The sequence below is a fragment of the Blastocatellia bacterium genome, from assembly GCA_035275065.1.
In the GTDB taxonomy this organism is placed as follows: domain Bacteria; phylum Acidobacteriota; class Blastocatellia; order UBA7656; family UBA7656; genus DATENM01.
The window spans coordinates 76,418-97,508 of record DATENM010000087.1; the positions used below are offsets into that span (position 1 = coordinate 76,418).

The 21,091-nt window shown below is 61.2% G+C and carries 21 protein-coding genes; 2 read left to right on the forward strand and 19 right to left on the reverse strand.

From position 1 onward, the window contains the following. Positions 1-33 precede the first annotated feature (33 nt). From VJ464_20365 to VJ464_20425, 13 genes are all read right to left on the reverse strand, one after another. On the reverse strand, positions 34-1,557 hold the full coding sequence (locus VJ464_20365; protein HKQ07490.1) for a pitrilysin family protein: 1,524 nt from the start codon (positions 1,555-1,557) through the stop codon (positions 34-36). Continuing rightward, positions 1,541-2,896: a pitrilysin family protein gene (locus VJ464_20370; protein ID HKQ07491.1), complete on the reverse strand. Its 1,356-nt coding sequence runs from the start codon at positions 2,894-2,896 to the stop codon at positions 1,541-1,543. Before VJ464_20370 ends, VJ464_20365 begins: the two co-directional genes overlap by 17 nt. 68 nt (positions 2,897-2,964) lie before the next feature. Further along, positions 2,965-4,107, reverse strand: coding sequence for a hypothetical protein (locus tag VJ464_20375; GenBank protein HKQ07492.1), 1,143 nt, complete (start codon positions 4,105-4,107; stop codon positions 2,965-2,967). A gap of 49 nt (positions 4,108-4,156) precedes the next feature. Beyond that, positions 4,157-5,848 (reverse strand): FAD-dependent oxidoreductase, encoded by a 1,692-nt coding sequence (locus tag VJ464_20380; GenBank protein HKQ07493.1) that lies wholly within the window; start codon positions 5,846-5,848, stop codon positions 4,157-4,159. Next, a complete protein-coding gene (locus VJ464_20385) occupies positions 5,841-7,340 on the reverse strand; it encodes a polyamine aminopropyltransferase (protein HKQ07494.1) in 1,500 nt (499 codons plus the stop codon). Before VJ464_20385 ends, VJ464_20380 begins: the two co-directional genes overlap by 8 nt. A 99-nt stretch (positions 7,341-7,439) precedes the next feature. Then, positions 7,440-7,730 carry a DUF350 domain-containing protein gene (locus VJ464_20390; protein HKQ07495.1) on the reverse strand — a complete coding sequence of 97 codons (291 nt, stop codon included), beginning with the start codon at positions 7,728-7,730 and terminating at the stop codon, positions 7,440-7,442. Then, a complete protein-coding gene (locus VJ464_20395; protein HKQ07496.1) occupies positions 7,730-7,921 on the reverse strand; it encodes a hypothetical protein in 192 nt (63 codons plus the stop codon). Before VJ464_20395 ends, VJ464_20390 begins: the two co-directional genes overlap by 1 nt. Before the next feature lie 15 nt (positions 7,922-7,936). Further along, positions 7,937-9,904, reverse strand: coding sequence for a DUF4178 domain-containing protein (locus tag VJ464_20400; GenBank protein ID HKQ07497.1), 1,968 nt, complete (start codon positions 9,902-9,904; stop codon positions 7,937-7,939). After that, complete coding sequence (locus tag VJ464_20405) at positions 9,901-10,326, reverse strand: S-adenosylmethionine decarboxylase (GenBank protein ID HKQ07498.1); 426 nt, start codon at positions 10,324-10,326, stop codon at positions 9,901-9,903. Before VJ464_20405 ends, VJ464_20400 begins: the two co-directional genes overlap by 4 nt. 25 nt (positions 10,327-10,351) lie before the next feature. Beyond that, positions 10,352-11,407 (reverse strand): DUF3500 domain-containing protein, encoded by a 1,056-nt coding sequence (locus tag VJ464_20410; GenBank protein ID HKQ07499.1) that lies wholly within the window; start codon positions 11,405-11,407, stop codon positions 10,352-10,354. A gap of 192 nt (positions 11,408-11,599) precedes the next feature. Then, positions 11,600-12,349, reverse strand: a complete 750-nt coding sequence (locus VJ464_20415; protein HKQ07500.1) for a hypothetical protein — start codon at positions 12,347-12,349, stop codon at positions 11,600-11,602. A gap of 26 nt (positions 12,350-12,375) precedes the next feature. Then, a complete protein-coding gene (locus VJ464_20420) occupies positions 12,376-12,591 on the reverse strand; it encodes a hypothetical protein (protein HKQ07501.1) in 216 nt (71 codons plus the stop codon). Between the two features lie 155 nt (positions 12,592-12,746). After that, the gene (locus VJ464_20425; GenBank protein HKQ07502.1) at positions 12,747-13,412 is read right to left on the reverse strand and encodes a type II secretion system protein GspG; all 666 of its coding nucleotides are present in this window, start codon (positions 13,410-13,412) and stop codon (positions 12,747-12,749) included. A 291-nt stretch (positions 13,413-13,703) separates the two neighbouring features. On the opposite strand from VJ464_20425, the gene VJ464_20430 reads away from it, so the two are divergent. Then, entirely contained in the window at positions 13,704-16,496 is a 2,793-nt protein-coding gene (locus VJ464_20430; protein ID HKQ07503.1) for a protein kinase, read from the forward strand. Positions 16,497-16,622: 126 nt separating this feature from the next. Here the strand turns inward: VJ464_20430 and VJ464_20435 are convergent, their stop codons facing one another. Beyond that, on the reverse strand, positions 16,623-16,961 hold the full coding sequence (locus tag VJ464_20435) for a DUF2834 domain-containing protein (protein ID HKQ07504.1): 339 nt from the start codon (positions 16,959-16,961) through the stop codon (positions 16,623-16,625). A 124-nt stretch (positions 16,962-17,085) separates the two neighbouring features. Continuing rightward, complete coding sequence (locus tag VJ464_20440) at positions 17,086-17,469, reverse strand: tellurite resistance/C4-dicarboxylate transporter family protein (GenBank protein ID HKQ07505.1); 384 nt, start codon at positions 17,467-17,469, stop codon at positions 17,086-17,088. A gap of 83 nt (positions 17,470-17,552) precedes the next feature. On the opposite strand from VJ464_20440, the gene VJ464_20445 reads away from it, so the two are divergent. Then, the gene (locus VJ464_20445) at positions 17,553-17,870 is read left to right on the forward strand and encodes a Crp/Fnr family transcriptional regulator (GenBank protein ID HKQ07506.1); all 318 of its coding nucleotides are present in this window, start codon (positions 17,553-17,555) and stop codon (positions 17,868-17,870) included. Between the two features lie 275 nt (positions 17,871-18,145). Here the strand turns inward: VJ464_20445 and VJ464_20450 are convergent, their stop codons facing one another. From VJ464_20450 to sthA, 4 genes are all read right to left on the reverse strand, one after another. Further along, a complete protein-coding gene (locus VJ464_20450) occupies positions 18,146-18,400 on the reverse strand; it encodes a DUF2442 domain-containing protein (GenBank protein ID HKQ07507.1) in 255 nt (84 codons plus the stop codon). Next, positions 18,375-18,617: a DUF4160 domain-containing protein gene (locus tag VJ464_20455; GenBank protein HKQ07508.1), complete on the reverse strand. Its 243-nt coding sequence runs from the start codon at positions 18,615-18,617 to the stop codon at positions 18,375-18,377. The genes VJ464_20450 and VJ464_20455 overlap by 26 nt, the downstream gene beginning before the upstream one ends. Before the next feature lie 28 nt (positions 18,618-18,645). After that, the gene (locus VJ464_20460; protein ID HKQ07509.1) at positions 18,646-19,542 is read right to left on the reverse strand and encodes an ROK family protein; all 897 of its coding nucleotides are present in this window, start codon (positions 19,540-19,542) and stop codon (positions 18,646-18,648) included. 119 nt (positions 19,543-19,661) lie between these two features. Continuing rightward, a complete protein-coding gene (sthA, locus tag VJ464_20465; GenBank protein HKQ07510.1) occupies positions 19,662-21,050 on the reverse strand; it encodes a Si-specific NAD(P)(+) transhydrogenase in 1,389 nt (462 codons plus the stop codon). Positions 21,051-21,091: the final 41 nt, after the last annotated feature.

Below are 21,091 nucleotides of genomic sequence, written 5' to 3' on the forward strand. Positions count from 1 at the left end.
GCGCCGAACGCCGGCGCGCACCCATCGGATCGATCATCGTTGAAACATCTGCTCGACCGGCACGATTTCGACGCGCTTCGGGTCGAGGCTCAGCTTATAGCTCTCGATCAGCTTGTCTTCGTCGAGTATCTCTTTTGCCGGCGGTGAAGTGTAGTTGATCGGCGACGGCTGGCCCGCCGTTGCCCGCGCCATAAAGCCTTTGGCGTCCTGAGTGACGACGACAATCTTGACGCGGTCGGCTTGCAGGTACTTCTTGATGACGCGGTTGACATCACTCAGAGTCAGCTTCGCCAGTTGCGCGCGCACGTAGTCGGTGAAGCTCGGCAGGCCATAATAGCGGCTGTCGAGCGCGTAGCCCAGCTGCGCGTCCTGGTCCTTCGTCAGCACGTTGACGAACTTGCTGAGGAATTGCCGCGTCGCTTCAAAGTCCTTTTCCGCCATGCCGTCGCGCGCCAGCTTGTTGAGCTCGAACAGGCCGGCGCGCAGCGCGAACAGGCCATTCTTCGGCTCGACCGGGCGAATCCACACCTGAAAGATCTGCTGCCGGCGCGCCAGATTCGGGTCGGGATGAAACTGGAACATGCCGCGCGGGAAGTATTCGATGTAGGCGTAGTCGCCATAGTTCAGGCCGCGAATCTCGCGCAGCCGCTGATACAAATAACTGTTCGACGAGCGGTGCTGTCCGAGGTATGACTGCACGACGAGCAGCGCCGGCCAGTCGGCGTCTTTGCGCGTGACAGGGAGCGGGAAGCCGAACGAGATGGCCGTGCCCGGCGTGTTCTTCTCGATGACTTCCATCTCCAGGCCGTTGATTGCCGCCGGCTGCGGCAGGCTCAGTCTTTCAGCGCTGCCCGCCGGCAAACGCGAAGCAAAGTCGTGCTGCACTTTTTCTTCGAAGCCCTTCGGGTAGCCGCCCGCCAGCCCCAGCACAAAATTCGCCTGCGTGTAATGGTCGCGGTAGAACTGCTTGAGGTCGTCTATGGTCATCTTCTCAAGCGCCGCAATCGTGCCGGCGTTGTTGTGGCCATAAGGATGTTCGGCCCCGTAGATGAAGTTGTAGAGCGCCTCTTTGCCCAGCTCTTCGTCGTTGGCCTGGCGCAACCCGACCTTCAAGTAAGTGATGGCGTCTTCGCGCAGGCGCGTGAAATCGTCGGCGCGCCAGCCGGGATTGAGCAACATGCCTGAGATGATCTGATAGAACTTCGGCAGGTTATCGACGTGCGTCGTGCCGTAGAAAACCGTCATCTCTTTATCCACCTGCGAGTTGAAGCTGGTGGCCATCGGGTACATGGCGCTGACGATCTGCTCGTAGGTCATGTCGCGGCTGCCGCCGCCGGCTAACAGGCTGGCGGTCAGCGCCGCGAGCCCTTCTTTGCCTTTCGGGTCGCTCGCCGAGCCGACGTTGAAGAGCAGGCGAAAGCTGACGAGCGGCGACGAGTTTGGCAATGACACGATAGCCATAGGCGATGCGGCCTTTCCGGCCTCGGCAATCGGCGCAATGACCGACGAGGCGATGACGAGCGCGAGCAACAGGGCACGTTTACTTCTGCGTAACATTCTCTGACTTCTCCTTATGCGACAGGGTGACGATGGTGCGATGCTCTGAGATGAAGTATTTCTTTGCCACCGCCTGCAAATCTTCGGGCGTGATCGCCGCATAGATTTCGTAAACCTGGTTGATGGTTTCCGGCGTGCGCCGCAGCGCGATGTAGGGCGCGATGTTGGCGGCGATGGCCTCAGAGTTGTCGAGCGACAGCGCGAAGCTGTACCGCAGGTTCGACTTCACGGCGTCGAGCTTGTCTTTCGCCACCAGTTGCGTCTTGAACGAATCGAGCGTCTTGATGATCTCGCCGCGAACGTAATCCACGTCCTTCGGGTCTTTGACGCGCGCCAGCACAGTGACGAGGTAGGGATCGCGATGGTCCTCAAAGTCGGGCCCCAGCGCGTCTACTTTCTGCTCTTTAATCAGCAGCCGCTGATAGAGCTCCGAGTTCTGCGAGAACCCGAGGTTGCCGATCAGGTCGAGCGCCGCCTTGTCCTTGTCCGTGTCCGAGTAGGCCGGCGATTTGTAAGCCACGGCGAGCCAGGGCAGCGTCGGCTGCGGCCAGTCCACATGCGCCGAGCGCTCTTCTTTCTGTACGGGCTCAACCGGAATATCGGGCGCATAGGAGCCGTGCTGCCAGTTGCCCCAGTACTTCTTCACCAGCTCAAGAACATGCGCGTGATCTACGTCACCGGCAACGACGATGGTGGTGTATTCGGGCCGATAATAGCGCTTGAAGAATTCCAGGCTGTAGTCGTAGAGGTCGGGCATATTCTCGACATCGCGCAGGTAGCCCATCGTCGTGTGCTTGTAGGTGTGCGCGCCGAAGGCGGTGTCGCGCAGCACTTCGTAGAGTTTGCGCGTCGGGCTGGAAGCGTTCTTGTTGTACTCGCCGAGGACGGCGCGAGTCTCAGTCTTGAAGAGCGCCTCGGGGACTTTGAGATTCTGGAAGCGGTCGGCTTCGAGCGAGAGAATCTCGTCGAAGTCTTCTTTGGAAAAGACCGTGTGATAGACGGTGCGGTCGTCTTCGGTGTAAGCGTTCGAGTCGGCGCCGGCGCGCTTGAGCGCGGCGTTGTACTGCTGCGGCGAGACGGTTGGCGTGCCGCGAAACATCAGATGCTCGAACAGGTGCGCGAAGCCCGACTTGCCCGGCTCGATTTCGTTGCGCGAGCCGGTGGCGACGACGATGTAGAGCGCGACGATGTTCGGGTAAGCCGTCGGCACAGTGACGACGCGCAGACCGTTCGGCAAATCGTCGGTGAAGTATTTGTACGGAAAAATCTTGCTATCCGCGGATGCGTTAAGTGGCATAAGCAATCCCAAGACAAGGCAGGCGTTGATCAGTTTTTTCATACGAGCTCCCCTTTGCTAAATCATAATTATGATTCGTCACCGAGCGAGCGCGCAAGCGGCGCGCATAGTCATGGATGATCGGCAGCGGGCGCGGGTTCGTTCGCGGCGAGAAGGGCGAAGTCGGGATTGTTCTTGCGCTTCCAGACGAAGCCATCGAGAACATAATGCGTCAACTGCGGCAGCGCGAGTAGCGGCACCAGGATTAGCTTTAATGCGCCGATCTCCCACGGGCTGCCGAAGAGCCAGCTGCGCTCCTGCCAGACGCCGCGATCCCAGAAGAGCTCTTCGACGTAAGCAATCGCCCAGAGGCTGGCGAGAAACAGCAGCGGCCCGCGCGCAAAGAGGCGATAGACGCCGCGCCCGCCGGTCTGCCCCATGCGGCGGCGACTGTACCAGTAAATCAGCGCGAAGTATGGCACGCCATGAATCACCACATTGGTCACCGTGAAGGCGTAATCAGAGTTGTACGCCACGATGCCAACATACCAGCAAACGGCGGTCGTCACGACAACGATATCTTTCCCGAGATTTGCCTGTTTCTTAATCAACCAGGCGTGCAGCGACTTCGCCGCATAAGCCGCCATCGCCAGCCAGTAAAGCGGCGCGGCGGCTTTCGCCAGCAGCAGCGGCAGCGCGGTGAAGTCGCCAGTCATGAACCACCAGAAGCGGCGCGGCAAGTGGGCATGCCAATAGATCAACGGATAAATGCTCGCGGCATAGATCGCCACGGTGTCAACCCATCGTCCGAGTGCGTCACGCTCGCCGGCCTTCGCGCGATAAAGCGCCACCCAGCCGTATTGCTGGCGCACGAAATGAAAGACCGCCACATAGGCCAGCGCGCGCCAGAAGACATGCTCGCCTTCCGAGTACAACGCCACACCGATGGCAAAGCCAATCACCGGCACCAGCCAGTAGAGCGCCGGGCGGCGCTGCATCTCGTCTTTGTCGAGGTAGACGCGAAAGACGGTTGACCAGACATGCGCCACATCGATCATCAGCACCGCCGGCACCCATGCCCAATCGGGCGTGTCGCCCGTAAGCACGCCGGCGCTCGCGCCGATCCACAACGCCAACAATGAAACGACGGCGCTGCCCAGGAAGACCGTGAGGTCGGTATTGCGCGAGAACAGCCAGGCGGCGCGACGCGGCGACACGGCGGCGCGGCGACGCGGCGAATCTGTCGTGATTTTGCTGCTTGCTACTGAACTCATTTCTCCACTCTTTACTGCTAGAACCAGCCTGAACAGAAGGTGCGCCGCATCATCCCCGCGTCGCCGCGTCGTCGTGTCCCCGCGTCTCTCCTCGGCGTCCCCGCGTCGCCGCCAGCACCTCGTCGGCGGCGCGCATGCCATGATAGAAGGCTTCTTCAAACAAGGCGACGCCGCTCAGGTCCGTGTGCGCGAAATGGATATTGCGATACGGGCGCGCGGCGTCACGGCGAGCCGCGCGCCAGACGAAATTGGGGCGCGGGCTGATCATCGCATGCCCCCAGCGCATCACGTCCAGCCGTTCAACCAGTGAGCGAATCTCTCTGTGCGGACGCGTCAGGTCGGTCAAGGCGACATCGGCAAACTCGCGCCACTCCATCGCCAGCAGCTTTTCTCGCGCCTGACGCGGATCATCATCGTCGCACATTGGGTAGTAATAAGTGAACACCGTCGGGCCGCGATCCAACCCTTGCTGATGCGTCGCGACAACATAGCCGAGCGATTTGCTCTCGACCAGCACATTATCCCAGGCCAGCGGAAAACTATTCTCTTCGGGGCGGTCTTTCAAGAAAAGATTGGCCACCCACCACGCGCCATAATGAAACTCGGCGATGTGCGGCGGCGGCGCATCGCGCCAGTCGCGAATCACATAACGACTCAGAAAATGCGGCGCGGCAAAGATCACGCGCCCGGCGTGAATCCCCGTGGCGGTCTGTCCATCTTGAGTGATGGCGATTACGTCAACGCCGCTCTCGCCATTCGCTTCGGTCGGGATGATCTCCGCCGCCGCAAAGCCGAGCCGCATTTTCGCTTGCGCCCTTTGATAGAGATGCGCCACCAGCCGCCCGTTGCCTTCGGGCCAGGACATCAGCGGCTCAGCTTCGCCGCCCGGCTTACGGACCCGCGAGGCGAAGTAAAACAGACCGGCCCAGGCGCTTGTCTGCTCAAGCGTCAGGCCGTAATCGTCGCGGCACGCGTAGTCCACCAGCCAGCGCAAGCGCCACGAGGTGAAGCCGCGAGCCTCCATCCACTGGCGCATAGTCTGTTGATCGAGCGCCGTCGCTTCCGTATCGTCCGAGCAATTGGCCAGCGGAATCGTGAAGGCGCGACGCCCACGCGTATCGCGCCAGCCGACCCAGCGCGCGACCTCTTTGTTGAAGGCGTCGAGCTGCGCCAGGTCATCCGTCGAAGCGCCGGCGCGCAAGTATAAGCCTTCATACCAGCGGCCCTTGTAATAGATTCGTTCTTCGGGGTCGCGGCAAAGGAACTGCTCCCCGATGATCGGCTCGCCGTCCGCCGTCCGCCCTTCAACGATGCCCATCTCGTCGAGCAGCTCAACCAGCGCGACGTTCTCTTTCATCGGCGCGGGCAGATAGTGCGCGCCCCACGGATAAGCGACCACCGCTGACGAGCCGCTGCGTGCCGTGCCGCCCGGCGCGCGCTCAAGCTCAAGCATCACGAAATCTTCAACGCCGGCTCTCAACAACTGCCGCGCCGCCGCCAGTCCCGCGACCCCGCCGCCGACGATGACGACTGTCGCTTTCTCCCAGCGGTCTTGCGGCACTTCGATATTTAACCGGTCTCGCAAGCGATGGCCGAAACCATCCGACGCGCCGACAATCTCGCCTCCAGGCAAGCGCGGCGCTTCATTCGAGCGACACGCCGCCAGCGCCGCCGGTAATCCGAGCATCGTCGCCAGCATCTCGCGCCGCGAGACCGAATGATGACTGGCGGCTTTACTCATACCGCTTCCATTCCGATTCGTAGTAACGCACCAGTGCCTGATTATCTAACCGATTGACTTCGACCGGCAGCGCGTCGAGATCAGCCGGCAGCACAAACAGCGCCGCCATCGCTTTGTCATCTAAATAACGCAAGCCCGGCGGCGCAACCGACGGCGGATCGAATGGCGCGACGCGGGCCAGCGCGTAGCCCCAGACGCCGAACGATGGCACCGTCGTCTGATACGGCTTGACGGTGAAGCCTGCCGCCTCAATCGTTCGCATAATGCACCAGTAAGACTTGCGCGCAAACAGCGGTGATGTGCTCTGCACACTGATGGCCGCCGCCGGCGAGAGGCGCGATTTCAGCAAACGATAAAAGCGCGTCGTGTAGAGCTTGCCCAGGGCAAACGTATTCGGGTCGGGGAAATCGATGATCGCCGCGTCGAACTGCTCGTCGGTCTCTTCCAGCCAGATCATCGCATCCTTGTTGACGACGCGGACGCGCGGGTCATCATACGAATGCTGATTCAAATCGGCGAGCGGCGGGAAGCTCGTCGAAAGTCGCGTCATCGCCGGGTCGAGGTCTACGAGCGTGATCGATTCGACCGATGGATAGCGGCGAATCTCGCGCAGCGCCAGCCCGTCACCGCCGCCGCAGACCAGCACGCGACGCGGGTTGTTCGAGAGCATCATCGCTGGATGCACCAGCGCTTCGTGATAGCGGTATTCGTCCGCCGAGCTGAATTGCAGGTGGCCATTCAAAAACAACTGGAAGCCGGCGCGGCCCCGTGTGACAACGATGCGTTGATAGGGGGTGGTGCGCGAATAGACGATCTCGTCGGCAAACAGCTCGTCTTCGGCAAGCGACGTCAGCGTGTTGGCTTTGATGACGCCGATCAAGAGCAACGCCATGACGATCACGGCGCGAACCCGCAGGCCGGTGACGCTGCCCGGAATCAGCGGGCGCATAAACCATGTCGCCCACAAGCCGACGCCCGCATTCAGCAGGCCGAATAAAAGCGAGGTGCGCACCAGTCCCATGCGCGGCACGAAGAAAAGCGGAAAAAGGATCGAAGCCACCAGCGCGCCGACATAATCAAAGGTCAGCACGCGCGACACCAGCTCTTTGAAATCGAGGTTGTCTTTCAGGATACGCATCAGCAGCGGCAGCTCCAGGCCGACCAGCGTGCCGACGGCAAAGACGATGCCGTAGAGCGCGACGTGAAACCAGCTCAGCCGCGCAAAGCTCAAGAACAGCAGCGGCGCCGACGCCCCGCCGAGCAGCGCGACCGCCAGCTCGACTTCGATGAAGCGCCGCGCCAATCCCTTATCGATATAGCGCGACAGCCACGCGCCGGCGCCGAGCGCAAACAGGTAGATGCCGATAATCAGGGAGAACTGCGTGATGTCGTCGCCCAGCACATAACTGGCAAGCGTGCCGGCAAGCAGCTCGTAAACCAGCCCGCAGGTGGCGATGATCAGGACATTGAGGAATAAGACCGGCGTGTTCATGACAAGGGGCCAGGGGTTAGGGATTAGGGACTGGGGAGCAGAGACGAGAGGCGCTGAACTGACCTCTAGCCCTTAGCCCCTTGTCCCTCGCCCCCGATGCTACCCATGCACTGCCGCCGAAACGATCAGCGCGATGCCGATGATGACCGAGGCGATGACGATGCCGAGGGCGATGTTCTGGTCGTCTTCAAGCTCTTTGCGCACCGAAAACGGCGCGACTTTGACGATGACCCAGAAGGCCAGCGCGAATAGCAGGATTCCCAGAATCGAAAACGCCAGCGTCGCCACAATCAACTCCGCCAGGCCACCGAGTTGCAGGGGAACAAACATGGCGGTCAGCCGCCCGAGCGGCGCGAATAAGGTTGCGTTAGCGAGCCAATTGATGGGCATTATTTTCCTCCTCTATAACCTGAGTGCCAGATGCTGACGGAATGAAACGAGCGGTAGCCGCCCGGCGACTGACGCACATCCGCGGGAATCTTTTCGCGGTGCGAGCTGCCCAGCTCTTTGCCGGTGAAGGCCAGCAACCCATAGCCGCCAACGATCAACAACCCGATGATGAGATAAGCTCGACTCAGCATTCGTCTTCCCTCTGTTTACGAACTCGATTGATATGGGCTGTAGTCGCTATCGGCCCAGCGTTTGGCTTCAAAGCGCCAGTGATAGATCAACATCACGATGGGAAATAGCGACAGCAAGAACAACACGAGCACGATGTAGCCGCCATTGAAGACGCCTTGCTCGACGCGCAACGTGACGGCCATCGGCTGCTGGAATTTCTCCCAGCGCGCTTCGAAGCCGAGAATGTAGGTGCCCGCGGGCTGCGCCGACAGGTAAACGTCCGGCGAGCGGTTGCCTTCGCTCCACGACTCGCCATCCTCTACGCCGGAGTAATATTCGACGGGCAGCGAGAAGGCTTCGCTCTCGTCGGTCGCCTGGTTAATCAGATCGCCTTCGATCTCGACCCACGAATTATCAACGCTGGCCGCCGCGGTGATGACAACGTTCTTTCGGCCCTTGAGCTCGAACGGCTCGGAGAAGCGCACCTGCGAATCTTCGAGACTCTTGATCGGTTCGAGCGTGTAGGTCTGCTCGAAGACTTTTTGCGGGCGCGTCGTCGCCGCAAGCACGATGGCTGTAGCAATGCTGGCCAGCAGCAGCAGGCCCCAGTACTTATAAATCTTCTTATGCGGGTATGGCTGGTTGGGCGCGATCTTCGACGGGCGCGGCAGACCGCTGATGCCGAACGCCTGCTCGACTTCTTGCGGCTTGACGAATCGGCCCAGCGACCAGTTAATCTCGCTCGCCCTGGCCGCCTTTGCCGGCTTCTTCGCCTTCGCATCGGGCGGCGCTTCGACGGTATGGCTGGTCTCCAGCGATAGCATCAACGGCGGCGCGATGTAATCGGCGGCGCGCACGACTTCGCCGGTCATCACCTTCCAGTAGAACTCGCCGTAAACATGCTCGACGCGCGCCGCGGCGTCTTGATAGAGCTTGAAGCGTTTGCCCTCATAGGTCACGGCGCGATTGCCTGACGTCGTGACAGCGGCGGGCGGCACCGTTTCGACAAAGTTCCAGTTGTCGTCGCTGCGCACCAGCCAGCGAAAGCCGACCTGCGGCTCGTAGAGCAGGTACTCTTCCCAGTAATAGCGGACGCCTTCGAATTCGACGCTGCGAACCATGAAGCCGATCAACATAAAGCGCGTGCCGTTGAACTGGCCTATGGAGCCGAGCGGGATCATGGGCTTGACGCGCGGGTCGAGCGCTTTAAGGAACGCCAGCTTGCCCTGGCTGACGTCGAGCAATGAGCTGCAATTAGGACAGGTGACGCGCTCGGACTTGTCGGGGGCGCGCAGCTCAAGCGGCCCGCCGCACTGTGGACAGTTGAGCTGCGTGGCGCCGACGCGGCGAAACTCATGCTCGGGCGGCACAACGTCGGGCGGAAAGCCAAGCTCCGACAGATGCAGCTCGCGCCCGATGAAGACCAGCGGCGGCTGCTCGCTGTAATCGAGCGTCGCAAACTCGCCGTGCGGCCCCGACAGGTCGGCGTACTCGTACTGCTCGCCGGGCGTGACTTTGTAAGGTATCTCACCTTTAGCGCCGAGCATGCGCGCCGTGCCTTTTTCGGCGACGATCAACGGCACTTGCAGCGGCAGCGACGGCACCGGCTCGCCCAGCTCAAGCGTGTCGAATGGCTCGATCAAGGCTTGCTGCGGGATGCTGCCGGGAAAGGTGAGATAGAAGCGGCCCTGCGCTTCGGCCAGCCAGCCCCAGCGGCCATCTTGAAAGGCGGCGTACCATTCGTCCCAGAGGCCGCCGGCAGCGTGGCCGAGCTGGGCGCGGCCCGTCAGCTCGAAAGCGGCACCGCGATAGACGCCGCGCAGTCCGACTTGCAAGGGCGAGCCGGTTTCGACCAGATCGGCGATCTTGCCGAGGTCTTCGAGCCGGCGGTCGCCGCGCGCCACGACCGAGTTGCAATACTCGCAGACGACGACGACGGACGAGCCGATCTTAAATTGAATCGGCGCGCCACAGGCCGGGCAGGATGCTTGCACAGGGCTCACGGGTTGGCCACCTCATGGATGGCGAGGGCGTTGTCAGCCGGCACAGCATCATTACCGACCGCCTCGCGAGTGAAACATTTTACGCTCACGCTGGCCGCGCCGAGCATCGCTTGCAAGCGCGCTTCCCACAGCCAGCGCGGGCGCGGGCGGCAGCAGTAGAGATTGAAGGTGGCAACGCCAAGCTCAGGATAGGTGTGACAGGCAAGGTGCGATTCGGTCAGCAGGTAAAGGCCGGTGACGCCGCCCGGCGCGGCGAACTGATGCCACTGGCCGTCGCCGATCACTTTCAGATCAAGCTCGCGGATGATCCGTTCGCACAACCGGCGCATGTGACAGAGGTCTGCGAGCGGCTCTGACTTGCAACCGCGCGCATCGATCATCCACTCGGTGCCGACGTTCATTTGCTCTGCCGAAGAGTTCATCGCTCTTTATGAAGTTTGCCGCCGCTCAATGCGAATGATGGTGCGGCGCGTTCAAGTAATGCTCGCGCAGCAAGTCTCGGCCATAATCGCCCTGAAAATCACGCCACACGCTGTGGACATGATTGGCGTTGTTCTGCGTATTGTCGTATTCGATGACAAACGTCGGCCCCTGCAAGCGGTAATAATGCGGCTGCCCCAGCTCTGTGCCGCCGGCCCAGCCGAACCAGATTTTTTCTAAGCCTGCCTGCCTTACTTTCTCCATGCGCTGCGTCGCCAGATCAGCCGGCATCGCGCCGGCGTACTCTTCAAGCAAGCGCACCAGCAGGCTCATCTGTTGCGCATTGAATTGGCTGGCGGGGATGCCGACCGGCGCCAGCGGATCCACACGCTTGGCATTGGTCGTAACGACGTCGGAAAAAGCGTCGGCTTGAAAGATAATTTTGGCGCGTTGCGCGTCGCTGAACGTATGGAGCAGCTCGCGGGCGATGTCCTCTTCGGCGGCCAGGACGCGCAAGCCGCGGCGCGGCCCCTGGCGGACTTCCGCGGGGTTCGAGCCGAAGAAGCTCGGCGTCGTGGCGGCAACGCGGCCATTGATCGCCGTAAAATTGAGCGACAGGTGATGGCCTTCGATGCGCCAGCCCCAGGCGGCTTTATCCGAAGGCTGGCCGAAGAAAGAAAAGTAATAGAGCGCCGGATCACGGCGCGCGGCGGTGGCGGCATCGCCGGGTGTTGGCGATTCCATCTCGCGCAGCACCAGCTCGATCTCCATGATGGTCGTCGCCTTGTAATAGCCGCGCTGGCTGAGCGTTGCCTTGAGGAAGTCCTGGGCTAACCGGCGCTGATGATCGTCGAGTTCTTTGAGCGGGATGCCGCGCCGGGCGCGCGGCACGTAGAACCAGTTGAAGCGCTCTTCGTCATTAAACTCCATGAGTGCTTTGGCGCGCTGCTCGGCGGTCAAGGAGGCGAGAAACTGTTGCGCGGCTTTGGTGATCGCGGCGGCTGACGACGGACGGGCCTTGCCGCCGATGCCGATGGCCAGCGCCAGGGCCATGACGGCTGTCAGCAAAATCTTGATCTTCATGCTCATGCTCTCGCGTTGATGATCGACCACGCCAACGGGTGACGAGAGGATAGCACGAGGAAGGCAAAAGGCAAAAGGCAAAGGGCAAAAGGCTGGAGCCGGATTAAGAGGTAGCCTGAGGCGATTTATTGAATCCCCTGCCGACCTTTTGCCTTTTTACTTTTCACCTTTGCCTTCGCGCGTAGCGCGCATTCACTTGAAGCGGTGTGAAGGGTAGCCGACGTGGATGTGCGCGCCGGTGGCCGACCCTGACACGGCCTGGCGAAAGGCGATGAAGGGAATCCCCTGGCTGCGCAGGTAAGCCATCAGCGCCTGCCCTTCGGCGCTGTCGGGATGGACGGCAACGTCCATCGCATTGCTGTGATCGAAACCGAGATGTGTATGCGTGGCGGTCTGCCCAAAGGCGCTGATGGGCAGGGCGTGGTGAAACTGGCCGACGAAGAAGCTCTGGACTTTTGCCGAATCCGTGAGCGCCCAGTGCGCGCCGCTGTAGCGGATGAGCACCGCGTTGCTGACCGTCGTGCCGACGCGCGGCGGCGGCATCAAGGCCAGTTGTTTTTCGGCGGTGGCTTCGGCGATCAACTGATCGGCCTCGGTCATCTGGCGTCGCGTCTCGGTGACTTTCGCTTGCGCGGCGGCAAGCGCGCGCTCGCTCTCTTCAAGCTCGCGCTTTGAAACGATCTGCTGCTCAACCAGCGCCTTGCGCTTCTCAACGGTTTCGCTGGCCGTTTTCACATCGCCTTCTTGAAAGACCAGCAGCTTGCCGAGGCTCTCTTTATAATTCTGGGCCGCGGCGACAACTTCATCTTTGGCTTTGGCGATGCGCTGAGCAAGCTCGCCTGGCGGATTGCGCGGCGGCTTCTTCTTGCGCTTCTGCGCCTCGGCGTCAAAGGGGAGTAGCAGCGCACAGGTCAGTGCCGTAAAGACCACCGCGCGCCGCATTGCTGGATTCGTTGCGTTAAAGAACCTCATAACTTTTTGCCGTCGTAACGCTCGGCGATGCGCCAGCGCTGCACCATCACGACGTGACCGTCGGGCTTGAGCCGGACGTTGATTTCATCACGGCGCGAAGGGCGGCCCTCCTTGCCGCGCATCACTAGCTCGACGACTTGGCCGTAACGGATGGCCTTCGAGAACGTCCTGAAGCCGATGGTGTCGCCCACTCGAATCGTCTTGATCATCATCGCCCTGTGTTTTTCATTATAGCCGTTTCTCGGAGCAAACACTCAACGGATTACCGGCGTATTGCCCAGGCGTTCTTTCCAAGCGGCGACCTCGGCGATCAGCGCCTGGCGATTTTGCCGGGAAACCGCTTCCGGGAAGGCGGCGGAATTAGTGATTACTCCCGCGCCTGCCCCGACGAGGTCACCTGGAACTGGCCATCAGAGCCGGTTTCGCCCCCCGGCCCGTGCGAGTAGAGCAAGAATCCCTGCCCCGCTTCGGTCACCTCGTAGACATAATCGTTGCCCCACGGGTCAACTTCGGGCAGCCGCTCCATGTACGGCCCGAGCCACTGATTGACCCGCGCGTCGTCGCTCGGCCTGAAGGCCGCCGGGCGGTTGATCAGGCCATGCAGCCCTTCGACGCCCGTCGGGTAACGCCCGATGTCATTGCGAAAGTGTTCGAGCGCCTCGGCCATCAGGCGTAACTCGCGGCGGGCCATCTCGCTGCGCGCCAGCGACTGACGCTGCTCGGGCGATTGATGCGTCAGCGCCAGCCAGGTGGCGATGGCGGCGGCGGCGAGCGGGATGACGGTTGCAGAAATGATGGCGGCGCGCTTGCGGCGGCGGGCGCGGCGCAAGTTGGCTTCATGAACTTCGGGTAGAAAAACCGTCGTCGGGTCGGGGCGGTGCGTGGTCTCTACTTGCCGAGCCGTCTCGACGTGCGCCCGCGATGGGCGGGCACCCGCCACCGGGCGATAGCAGTTGACGCAGTAGCGCAGGTTCGCGGCCAGTGTCGCGCCGCACCCCGCGCATTGCTGTTTGTCTGGTGATTCCGCGGCCATCGGTAATAGAAGTTTATCCCCGCGCGGCGATTCTAGACAACATCGCATCGCCATCGCCGCGTTTCCAGTCCGTCACGTCCGACGTTTCCCTGCCCTTGCCAGGGCCTATTCATTCTCGAATAACCATTGGGGGATGAACCGCCAAGACGCCAAGACCGCCAAGAAAAGCTCTGTCTTCTCTTGGCGGCCTTGGCGTCTTGGCGGTTTAAGTCCGGAGAATGAATAGACCCTACTGCCCTTGCGGCCACACTTGAAGCTGACGGCTTGGGCCATTTATAGTTGTGTAGTTGTATGGAATCCGAAATCCTAACCGACCGCGACCGGCGGATCAGCGAGATCGTCGAAGCGGCGCTGCAATTCGCGCCCGGCCAGCGCACGGCCTACCTCGACCGCGCTTGCACAGATGAAGGGCTGCGCCTCGACGTCGAAACGACCATCGCCATACGCGAGGCGTCGGGTCAATTCCAGGGCGTGACGAATGCCGAAGGGCCGACGGCTTTTATGCAGGACGCCGACACCATCGCGCTATCGGCAAACGAACAGCAGAGGCTCCTCGACGACACACACATCGGCGCTTATCGCCTCCTGCGACGCATCGGCCAGGGCGGCATGGGCGCGGTCTATCTGGCCGAGCGCGACACCGGCGAATTCAAGCAACAGGTCGCCATCAAGCTCATCAAGCGCGGCATGGATTCAGAGTTCGTGGTGCGGCGCTTTCTGAGCGAGCGGCAAATCCTCGCCGCGCTCAACCACCCGAACATCGCCCGCCTCTTAGACGGCGGCACCACGGCGGATGGCCGGCCTTACTTCGTGATGGAATACATCGAAGGACGGCCCATTAACCAATATGCCGACGAGCAACAGCTATCAACCGTCGAACGCTTGCGGCTCTTTCAAAAGGTCTGCGCCGCCATCCATTACGCGCACCAGAACCTCGTCATCCACCGCGACATCAAGCCGTCAAACATCCTGGTGACCGCCGATGGCATACCGAAGCTGCTCGACTTTGGCATCGCCAAGCTCTTGAATCCTGATCTGGTGGCGCACACGATTGAAGCCACCGCCGTCGCCGTGCGCTTGATGACGCCGGAATACGCCAGCCCCGAACAGGTCAAGGGCGAAGCCATCACGACGGCAAGCGATGTCTATTCGCTCGGCGTCCTGTTGTACGAATTACTGACGGGCCACCGCCCTTACCGGATCAGCAATCGCACGCCGCTTGAAGTGGCCCGCGTCGTCTGCGAAGAAGAGCCGCAGCGACCCAGCACCGTCGTCGGGCGCGTCGAAACCTACCCGCTTGCAGACGGCACCGGAACCATTCAGGTGACGCCTGAAACCATCAGCCGGACGCGCGACAGCAATCCCGAAAAGCTGCGCCGGCGGCTGGCAGGCGATCTCGACAACATCGTGCTGATGGCGATGCGCAAAGAGCCGGCGCGGCGCTACGCTTCGGTTGACCAGTTGGCCAACGACATTCGCCGCCACCTTGATGGCCGCCCGGTCATCGCTCGCAAAGACACGCTCACTTACCGCACGGCGAAATTCGTCAGGCGGCACCGCGCAGGGATGCTCGCCGCCGTGCTCATTCTCGCTTCGCTGATTGCCGGCGCGGTCATGACCTTGCAACAACGCGCCCGCGCCGAGCGCCGCTTCAACGATGTGCGGCATCTGGCAAGCTCGTTTCTGTTCGAGTTCCATGACGCCATCAAAGACCTGCCGGGCTCGACACCGGCGCGCGAGCTGGTCGTCCGGCGGGCGCTCGAATACCTGGACGATCTCGCCCGCGAAGGCGGCAGCGATTCGTCATTGCAGCGCGAGCTGGCGACGGCTTACCAGAAAGTCGGCGACGTGCAGGGCAACCCACTTTTCGCTAACCTCGGCGACCCTGCCGGCGCGCTCATCAGTTATCAGAAAGCGCAGGCCATTCGCGCCGAACTGGCAAGGAAGCACCCGGATAGCGACGATGATCGGCGCGCTCTGGCCGTCAGTTATCTGCGCATCGGTGACATCGGCTGGCGCACAGGCGACACGAAACTGGCTCAGGAAGCCTATCACGAGGGCATACGCCTGATCGAAGGGATGGCTGAAGGTGATCGGCTCGACCTGCCGACGAGCCGCGAGCTATGGGCCGGCTATCGCAATTTGGCTTATGCGCTGGCGGAAACCGGCGACCTCAACGCCGGGCTTGAGAGCCTGCGCAAGGGCCAGGCGCTCGGCGAACGGCTGATGGCCGCTTACCCCGACGACAAAGGCGTGCGTCACGATATGTCGGCGACGCTGACCCTGCTCGGCCAGGCGCAGGGCGAGCGCGGCGAGCTTGCCGGCGCGCTCGATACCTTTCAAAAAGCTCTGCGGATTGACGAGCAGATCGCCGCCGCCGAGCCAAACAATCCAGAATTCCAAAAGTCATTGGCGAAGGCCTGCCAGGACATCGGCGACGTGCATATGCACGCGGGCAACCCGCGCGCCGCGGCGGAAAGTTATCGCCGCGCCGCCGCCATCATGGAGCCGGTCGCCGCCGCCGACCCGGCAGACGCGCAGGCGCGGCGTAACGTCGCTTCGGCGCAGATCAACCTGGGCCGCGCCCTGCTCAAGCTCAATCAATACGCCGAAGCCTTGCGGGCCATCGAGCGCGCCGCGGCGATCTACAGGTATTTCGCCGTCAACGAGCCGTACAACGAATTCGCGCGCGCCGAGATGGCTTACGGTCATATCCACCTGGGCCTGGCGCTGGCGCTGAACGGCAAGGGGGCGCAAGCCCTGACGGTTGCCGAAGAGGCGCGCGCGATCATCGCCGTGCTTAGCGAAGTCAACCCGACGAACGCCGAGTATCGCGGATTGCTTTCGTCGAGCTATTCAATACTCGGCCAGATTCATGTGACGATGGCGGGGCGCGAGCGACAGCCGAGCCGTCAGGCCGATCACTGGCGGGCGGCGCGCGACGGTTATCAACACAGCTATGATATTTTGAAAGACTTGAAAGAGCGCGGCGAGTTCGCCAGCGTCGAGTATGGCGTGCCCGAAGAAGAGGCGGCGAAGATCGCCGAGTGTGATGCGGCGCTGGCCAGGCTCTCAGGTAAGTAAGTTGGAGAGCGGTTATCAATCGGGTGTAGCCTGGGAGCGCGGGCGTCTCGCCCGCAAGCTTTCGCATGCGCAATACCGGCGGGCAAGATGCACGCGCTCCCAGGTCATAGGCAACCGAAAGCTGCTCTAAGGCATTGCCGCCGCGCCGCGCTTCTCATGCAGCCGCTTCTCTCTGACGTAGAGGAACAGCGGTAAGGCGAGCGACAAGCCCAAGAGCAGGTTGCAGACGACGTACGACCAGAGATGTCTCATCTGCCGGCGGCGGCCTTCGGTATACACGAAGACCCACAGCACCAGCGAAGAAACGATAACGTCAAGACCAAATAAGCCGGAGATTCGGTTGGCAAATAACTGCTCGACGAACAGAGGGAGGTTCATCCCATGCTCGCGCAAGAAGGGCAGCAACTGCGAGTTCGGCAGGGCGACGCCTAAGACGCACAGCAGCAAGTAAAGGTAGCGAATCATACACGCTCTCCTTTGTAGGTGGCGCAATCTGTTAGATTGCGCCACAGGGCAAACGCAAACGAATGCCTCTGGCGCTGGCAGTCTAGCACAAGCGCGCGCTGCCGGCCTCCATCGCCGCTTAAGCTCAGGCTTGCTTGAACAGCAGGCCACGCACCAGCCCAACGAACGCCAACAGCCATGCGGCGAGCGCCACATAAATAAAGTAGCGGGGGATCAACAGCAAGGATTCGAAGTTGATCGCTTTTGATAACTGGAAGGTACAGGCTGTGTACATGCCTAAAGGAAAGACCATTCCCCAGTACTGCGGCTCGTAGGTCAGCGGCAGGCGCTTGTAAACGTGCCGCCAGATTCCGAGGATGACCAGCAGGGGTATCCACCATGTGCCCGCCGCCCAGAAGAATAGCGTGAACCCTTTGAGGAAAGGCAGCGTCTCGCCGAGCAGCGTCCAATCGGGGGCGGCAAGGATCAGCCGCGCCCCGGCGAGCGTCGTGATGGCAACGGCTCCCATATTGATCCAATGAGGACTCGCTCATCCTCTTCATAGACAAGCGGGACGTGCGCAAGTTATGTCTGAGCCACCCGAACATCGCTTTGGCGACCCTCAAATTGCTGGCCACGCGGCTGCGCCGCTGCGCCGAGCTGGTCGAATCGCTTTCGCTGCATGAAGTGGACGAGCGCCTGGCGCGATTGCTGCTCGACGAGGCGCGGGCGCATGGCAGGCGCACAGGTAAGGAAGTCGTCTTTGAGCTGGTCTTAACCAACCAGCAGATCGCGGCGCGGATCGGCACCGTGCGCGAAGTCGTTTCACGCGCCCTGTCGCGGCTTCAGCAGAATGAGCTGATCGTCGTGAACGGGCGCGTCGTCACGATCCCAGCCGAGGAGGCGCTACAGGCTTTCGCCGGCGAATAGAATAGATGAGCCGTTCAAGCGCGCCCGCACGCCGCTTGTGCCGCGCTCACCGCCGCGCCGACAATGGCTTATGCCCATATTCAGGTGAGCTTGGCGCTACCGAAGATTGAACGCGAGCGGGAAGAAGAAATCATCTCAAAGTTAATTGTCTGGTCGTAGTCCGAGATATTTTCCCCACTTTCAGTTTCAACGCTCTTCGCTACAGCAGAAGTACTCTCTCTCATCGGGAGAGCGATTCTTGTGGTTAGGAGAAAACACTCCCCTTTGGTTTGGGCCTAGCGGGGTGCAGGTGCTCCGCGTAGCAAGCCTTCCGTGCTTAGGTCTTCATCAACATCCTCCCAGTGAATGCCATAGCCGCCGCCGATAATTCGCCAGTTCTTTCGTTGCTCTTCCGTGGCGTTCAATAAACGTGGATACCAGCTCAAAGGGACAGAAATCGTCCGCCCGTCCCACAGGCGCACGCTCAGTTCGTCTTCAGTTATCTTTACATCAGCGACTCGCTCGTCAGCCGCTAGCGCCAAAATACCCATTCCATCTCTCCAGAAAGTCGCTTTGATGATCGGTGACTATTTCCTCAATGCGTCGCAACTCCTTCGCGCTAAAGCCAAGGTTACGCGCAAGACTTACAGGATTCAACCAGAACTTCGCAGACTGCGCGTCACGATCTACGTGAACATGTGGCGGCTCATTAGGCTCGTGACTGTAAAAGTAGATGCGGTACGGGCCTGTATTCAAAATCGTAGGCATAACGCGTCCAGCATCTAAAGACCAGCACCTAGCCGCGGGCGCACATGGTTTGTGCGGCGCTCACCGCCGCGCCGACAATGGCGATCTCGTCGCTGGTCGGGATCACTTCGATGGCGCTGCCCTGAAGCGAGCTCATCTTGACCATGTCGCGCAGGTAGATTTGCAACATCTCGGTCTGCACGAAGCGCGAGTCGGGTCCCGAAATGTAAAACTTGCCCGGCCCTTCGTAATGGATGCTCGTCGCCGTCGCCGCCGCCAGCGCCCTGTGCCATAGCTCGACGAAGGCCACGCAGCGCGCGTCACCGGCTCGCGCTTCTTCAAATACTTCATCCGGCTCCATGTCGAGAAAGCGCCGGCGCATGGCGCGGTAACCCATAATGCCTTCCAGGTGGCCGACGCCGCCGCACTGGCAGAACTTCTCCTTGGGGTCGAGCGTGACCACGGTGTGGCCGCCTTCGCCGATCAGGCCCGCCTGCGGGTAGCGGCCATAGCCGATGCCGCTGCCCAGGAACCAGACGCGCACGACGCGGTCGAGCTGGCGACGCTCGGCGGCGATGCCCGCGGCCATGGCGTCAGCGTCGTTGAGCAGGTGCACCGGCGCGCTGATGCCGGCGCGCTCAAGCAGCGCGGCAAGCAACACGCTGAAGTTCTGACCTTTCATCTGCGACAGGTTCGGCGACTCTTCAATGACGCCGTCGCGGATAATGCCGGGAAAGCCGACGCCCAGACAATCAACCGTCTGTCCTTCGCGGGCAATCTGCACCTCTTCGACGATGCGCAGGGCGATCTCTTCGGCAGGCATCTCGGCCAGATAATCTTTATCACTCTGGTCGGGAAAGCGCCGGATGCCGCCGACAATCGCGTGATGTTCGACCGCGCCCGCCGCGATATGCTCCGCCGCCAAAACGCCGATCTGTAGTCCCATAAGCTTTCTCCTGGTGACAAGTGACAAGTGACAAGTGACAAGAAAGAACTGGCCTTAGACGACGACTCGCCAGGAAATGGAGCGACATCGTCTTGTCACTTGTCACTTGTCACTCTGTCTCACAGTCTCGTCAGCTTGTTCAGCCCGTTGAATGCCGCCGCTTTGTAGCATTCGGCGAGCGTCGGGTAGTTGAATACCGTGTTGACGAAGTATTCGACCGTGCCCTTCAAAACCATGACCGCCTGGCCGATGTGCAGCAGCTCTGAAGCGCCTTCGCCGATGATGTGGACGCCGAGAATCTCTTTGCTGTCGCGGTGGAAGATGATCTTCAACCGGCCTGTGGTGTCGCCTTGAATCTGGCCACGAGCGATCTCGCGATAATAAGCGACGCCGACTTCATAAGGCACGTCCTCCTCCGTCAGTTGCTCTTCGGTCTTGCCGACGAAAGAGATTTCCGGAATCGTGTAGATGCCGTAAGGATAATTCGCCGGCTCGGTGTCCAGCTCGACGCCGCAGGCGCGGCCCGCGGCAATCCTTCCCTGCTCCATCGATACAGAAGCCAGCGACGGGAAGCCGATCACGTCGCCGACCGCATAGATGTTCGCTACGCCCGTACAATAATTCTCGTCCACATGGATGCGCCCGCGCGAATCGGCCTCAAGCCCGGCGGCGGCAAGGTTCAAATCTTCGACGTTGCCCTGACGGCCGACGGCGTAAAGCAGCATGTCGCCGGAGATGCGTTTCTTGCTTTCCAGATTGGCGACCACCGCGCCTTCGGGCGTCTCTTCGACGCTTTCGACGCTCTCGTTCAGGCGCAGGGTGACGCGCTTGTCGCGCAAGTGATAGCAGAGCGCCTCGACAATCTCCTGGTCAGCGAAGCCGAGCAGGCGCGGCATCTTTTCAATCAGAATGACGCGCACGCCGAGCGTCGCAAACATACTGGCGTATTCGACGCCGATGACGCCGCCGCCGACCACAATCAGAGTTTTAGGAATCGCCGGAATGTCGAGTATCTGATCGCTGCTGATGATCGTCCGCCCATTGATCGGCACCGTCGCCGAGATGGCCGGCTTGGTGCCGGTGGCGATGATGATGTTGTGGGCCTCAAGCTCTGACTGGCCGCGTGAGTTGACGACCAGCAGGTGCGTCGGGTCAACGAAGCTGGCCGCGCCGAAAAGCATTTCGACCTCGTTGCGCGACAACTGCGCCTGCGTCACGTCAACCTCCGTCTTAATGACGTGCTGGACGCGGAAAGAGAGGTCGGCCATGGTGATCTTCTCTTTCACGCGGTAGTTCATGCCGTAGATGCCCTGATAGCGGTAGCCTGACAGGTGTGTGACGGCTTCGCGCATCGTCTTGCTGGGGATGGTGCCGGTATTGATACAGGCGCCGCCGACCACTTCGCGCTTTTCGATGAGGGCGACGCGCTTGCCGAGCTTGGCCGCCTGGATGGCGGCGCGCTGCCCTGCCGGGCCTGAACCGATGACAATCAAATCGTAGGTTTGCATGGCTTCTCCCCTGTTCCGGGGTCTGATTTTAGTTGATCGAA

Bases quoted from the DNA above. Each gene is read 5' to 3' on its own strand.
- VJ464_20365 (HKQ07490.1), bottom strand. From the start codon at position 1,557: ATGTTACGCAGAAGTAAACGTGCCCTGTTGCTCGCGCTCGTCATCGCC.
- VJ464_20370 (HKQ07491.1), bottom strand. From the start codon at position 2,896: ATGAAAAAACTGATCAACGCCTGCCTTGTCTTGGGATTGCTTATGCCA.
- VJ464_20375 (HKQ07492.1), bottom strand. From the start codon at position 4,107: ATGAGTTCAGTAGCAAGCAGCAAAATCACGACAGATTCGCCGCGTCGC.
- VJ464_20380 (HKQ07493.1), bottom strand. From the start codon at position 5,848: ATGAGTAAAGCCGCCAGTCATCATTCGGTCTCGCGGCGCGAGATGCTG.
- VJ464_20385 (HKQ07494.1), bottom strand. From the start codon at position 7,340: ATGAACACGCCGGTCTTATTCCTCAATGTCCTGATCATCGCCACCTGC.
- VJ464_20390 (HKQ07495.1), bottom strand. From the start codon at position 7,730: ATGCCCATCAATTGGCTCGCTAACGCAACCTTATTCGCGCCGCTCGGG.
- VJ464_20395 (HKQ07496.1), bottom strand. From the start codon at position 7,921: ATGCTGAGTCGAGCTTATCTCATCATCGGGTTGTTGATCGTTGGCGGC.
- VJ464_20405 (HKQ07498.1), bottom strand. From the start codon at position 10,326: ATGAACTCTTCGGCAGAGCAAATGAACGTCGGCACCGAGTGGATGATC.
- VJ464_20410 (HKQ07499.1), bottom strand. From the start codon at position 11,407: ATGAAGATCAAGATTTTGCTGACAGCCGTCATGGCCCTGGCGCTGGCC.
- VJ464_20415 (HKQ07500.1), bottom strand. From the start codon at position 12,349: ATGCGGCGCGCGGTGGTCTTTACGGCACTGACCTGTGCGCTGCTACTC.
- VJ464_20420 (HKQ07501.1), bottom strand. From the start codon at position 12,591: ATGATGATCAAGACGATTCGAGTGGGCGACACCATCGGCTTCAGGACG.
- VJ464_20425 (HKQ07502.1), bottom strand. From the start codon at position 13,412: ATGGCCGCGGAATCACCAGACAAACAGCAATGCGCGGGGTGCGGCGCG.
- VJ464_20430 (HKQ07503.1), top strand. From the start codon at position 13,704: ATGGAATCCGAAATCCTAACCGACCGCGACCGGCGGATCAGCGAGATC.
- VJ464_20435 (HKQ07504.1), bottom strand. From the start codon at position 16,961: ATGATTCGCTACCTTTACTTGCTGCTGTGCGTCTTAGGCGTCGCCCTG.
- VJ464_20440 (HKQ07505.1), bottom strand. From the start codon at position 17,469: ATGGGAGCCGTTGCCATCACGACGCTCGCCGGGGCGCGGCTGATCCTT.
- VJ464_20450 (HKQ07507.1), bottom strand. From the start codon at position 18,400: ATGGGTATTTTGGCGCTAGCGGCTGACGAGCGAGTCGCTGATGTAAAG.
- VJ464_20455 (HKQ07508.1), bottom strand. From the start codon at position 18,617: ATGCCTACGATTTTGAATACAGGCCCGTACCGCATCTACTTTTACAGT.
- VJ464_20460 (HKQ07509.1), bottom strand. From the start codon at position 19,542: ATGGGACTACAGATCGGCGTTTTGGCGGCGGAGCATATCGCGGCGGGC.
- sthA (HKQ07510.1), bottom strand. From the start codon at position 21,050: ATGCAAACCTACGATTTGATTGTCATCGGTTCAGGCCCGGCAGGGCAG.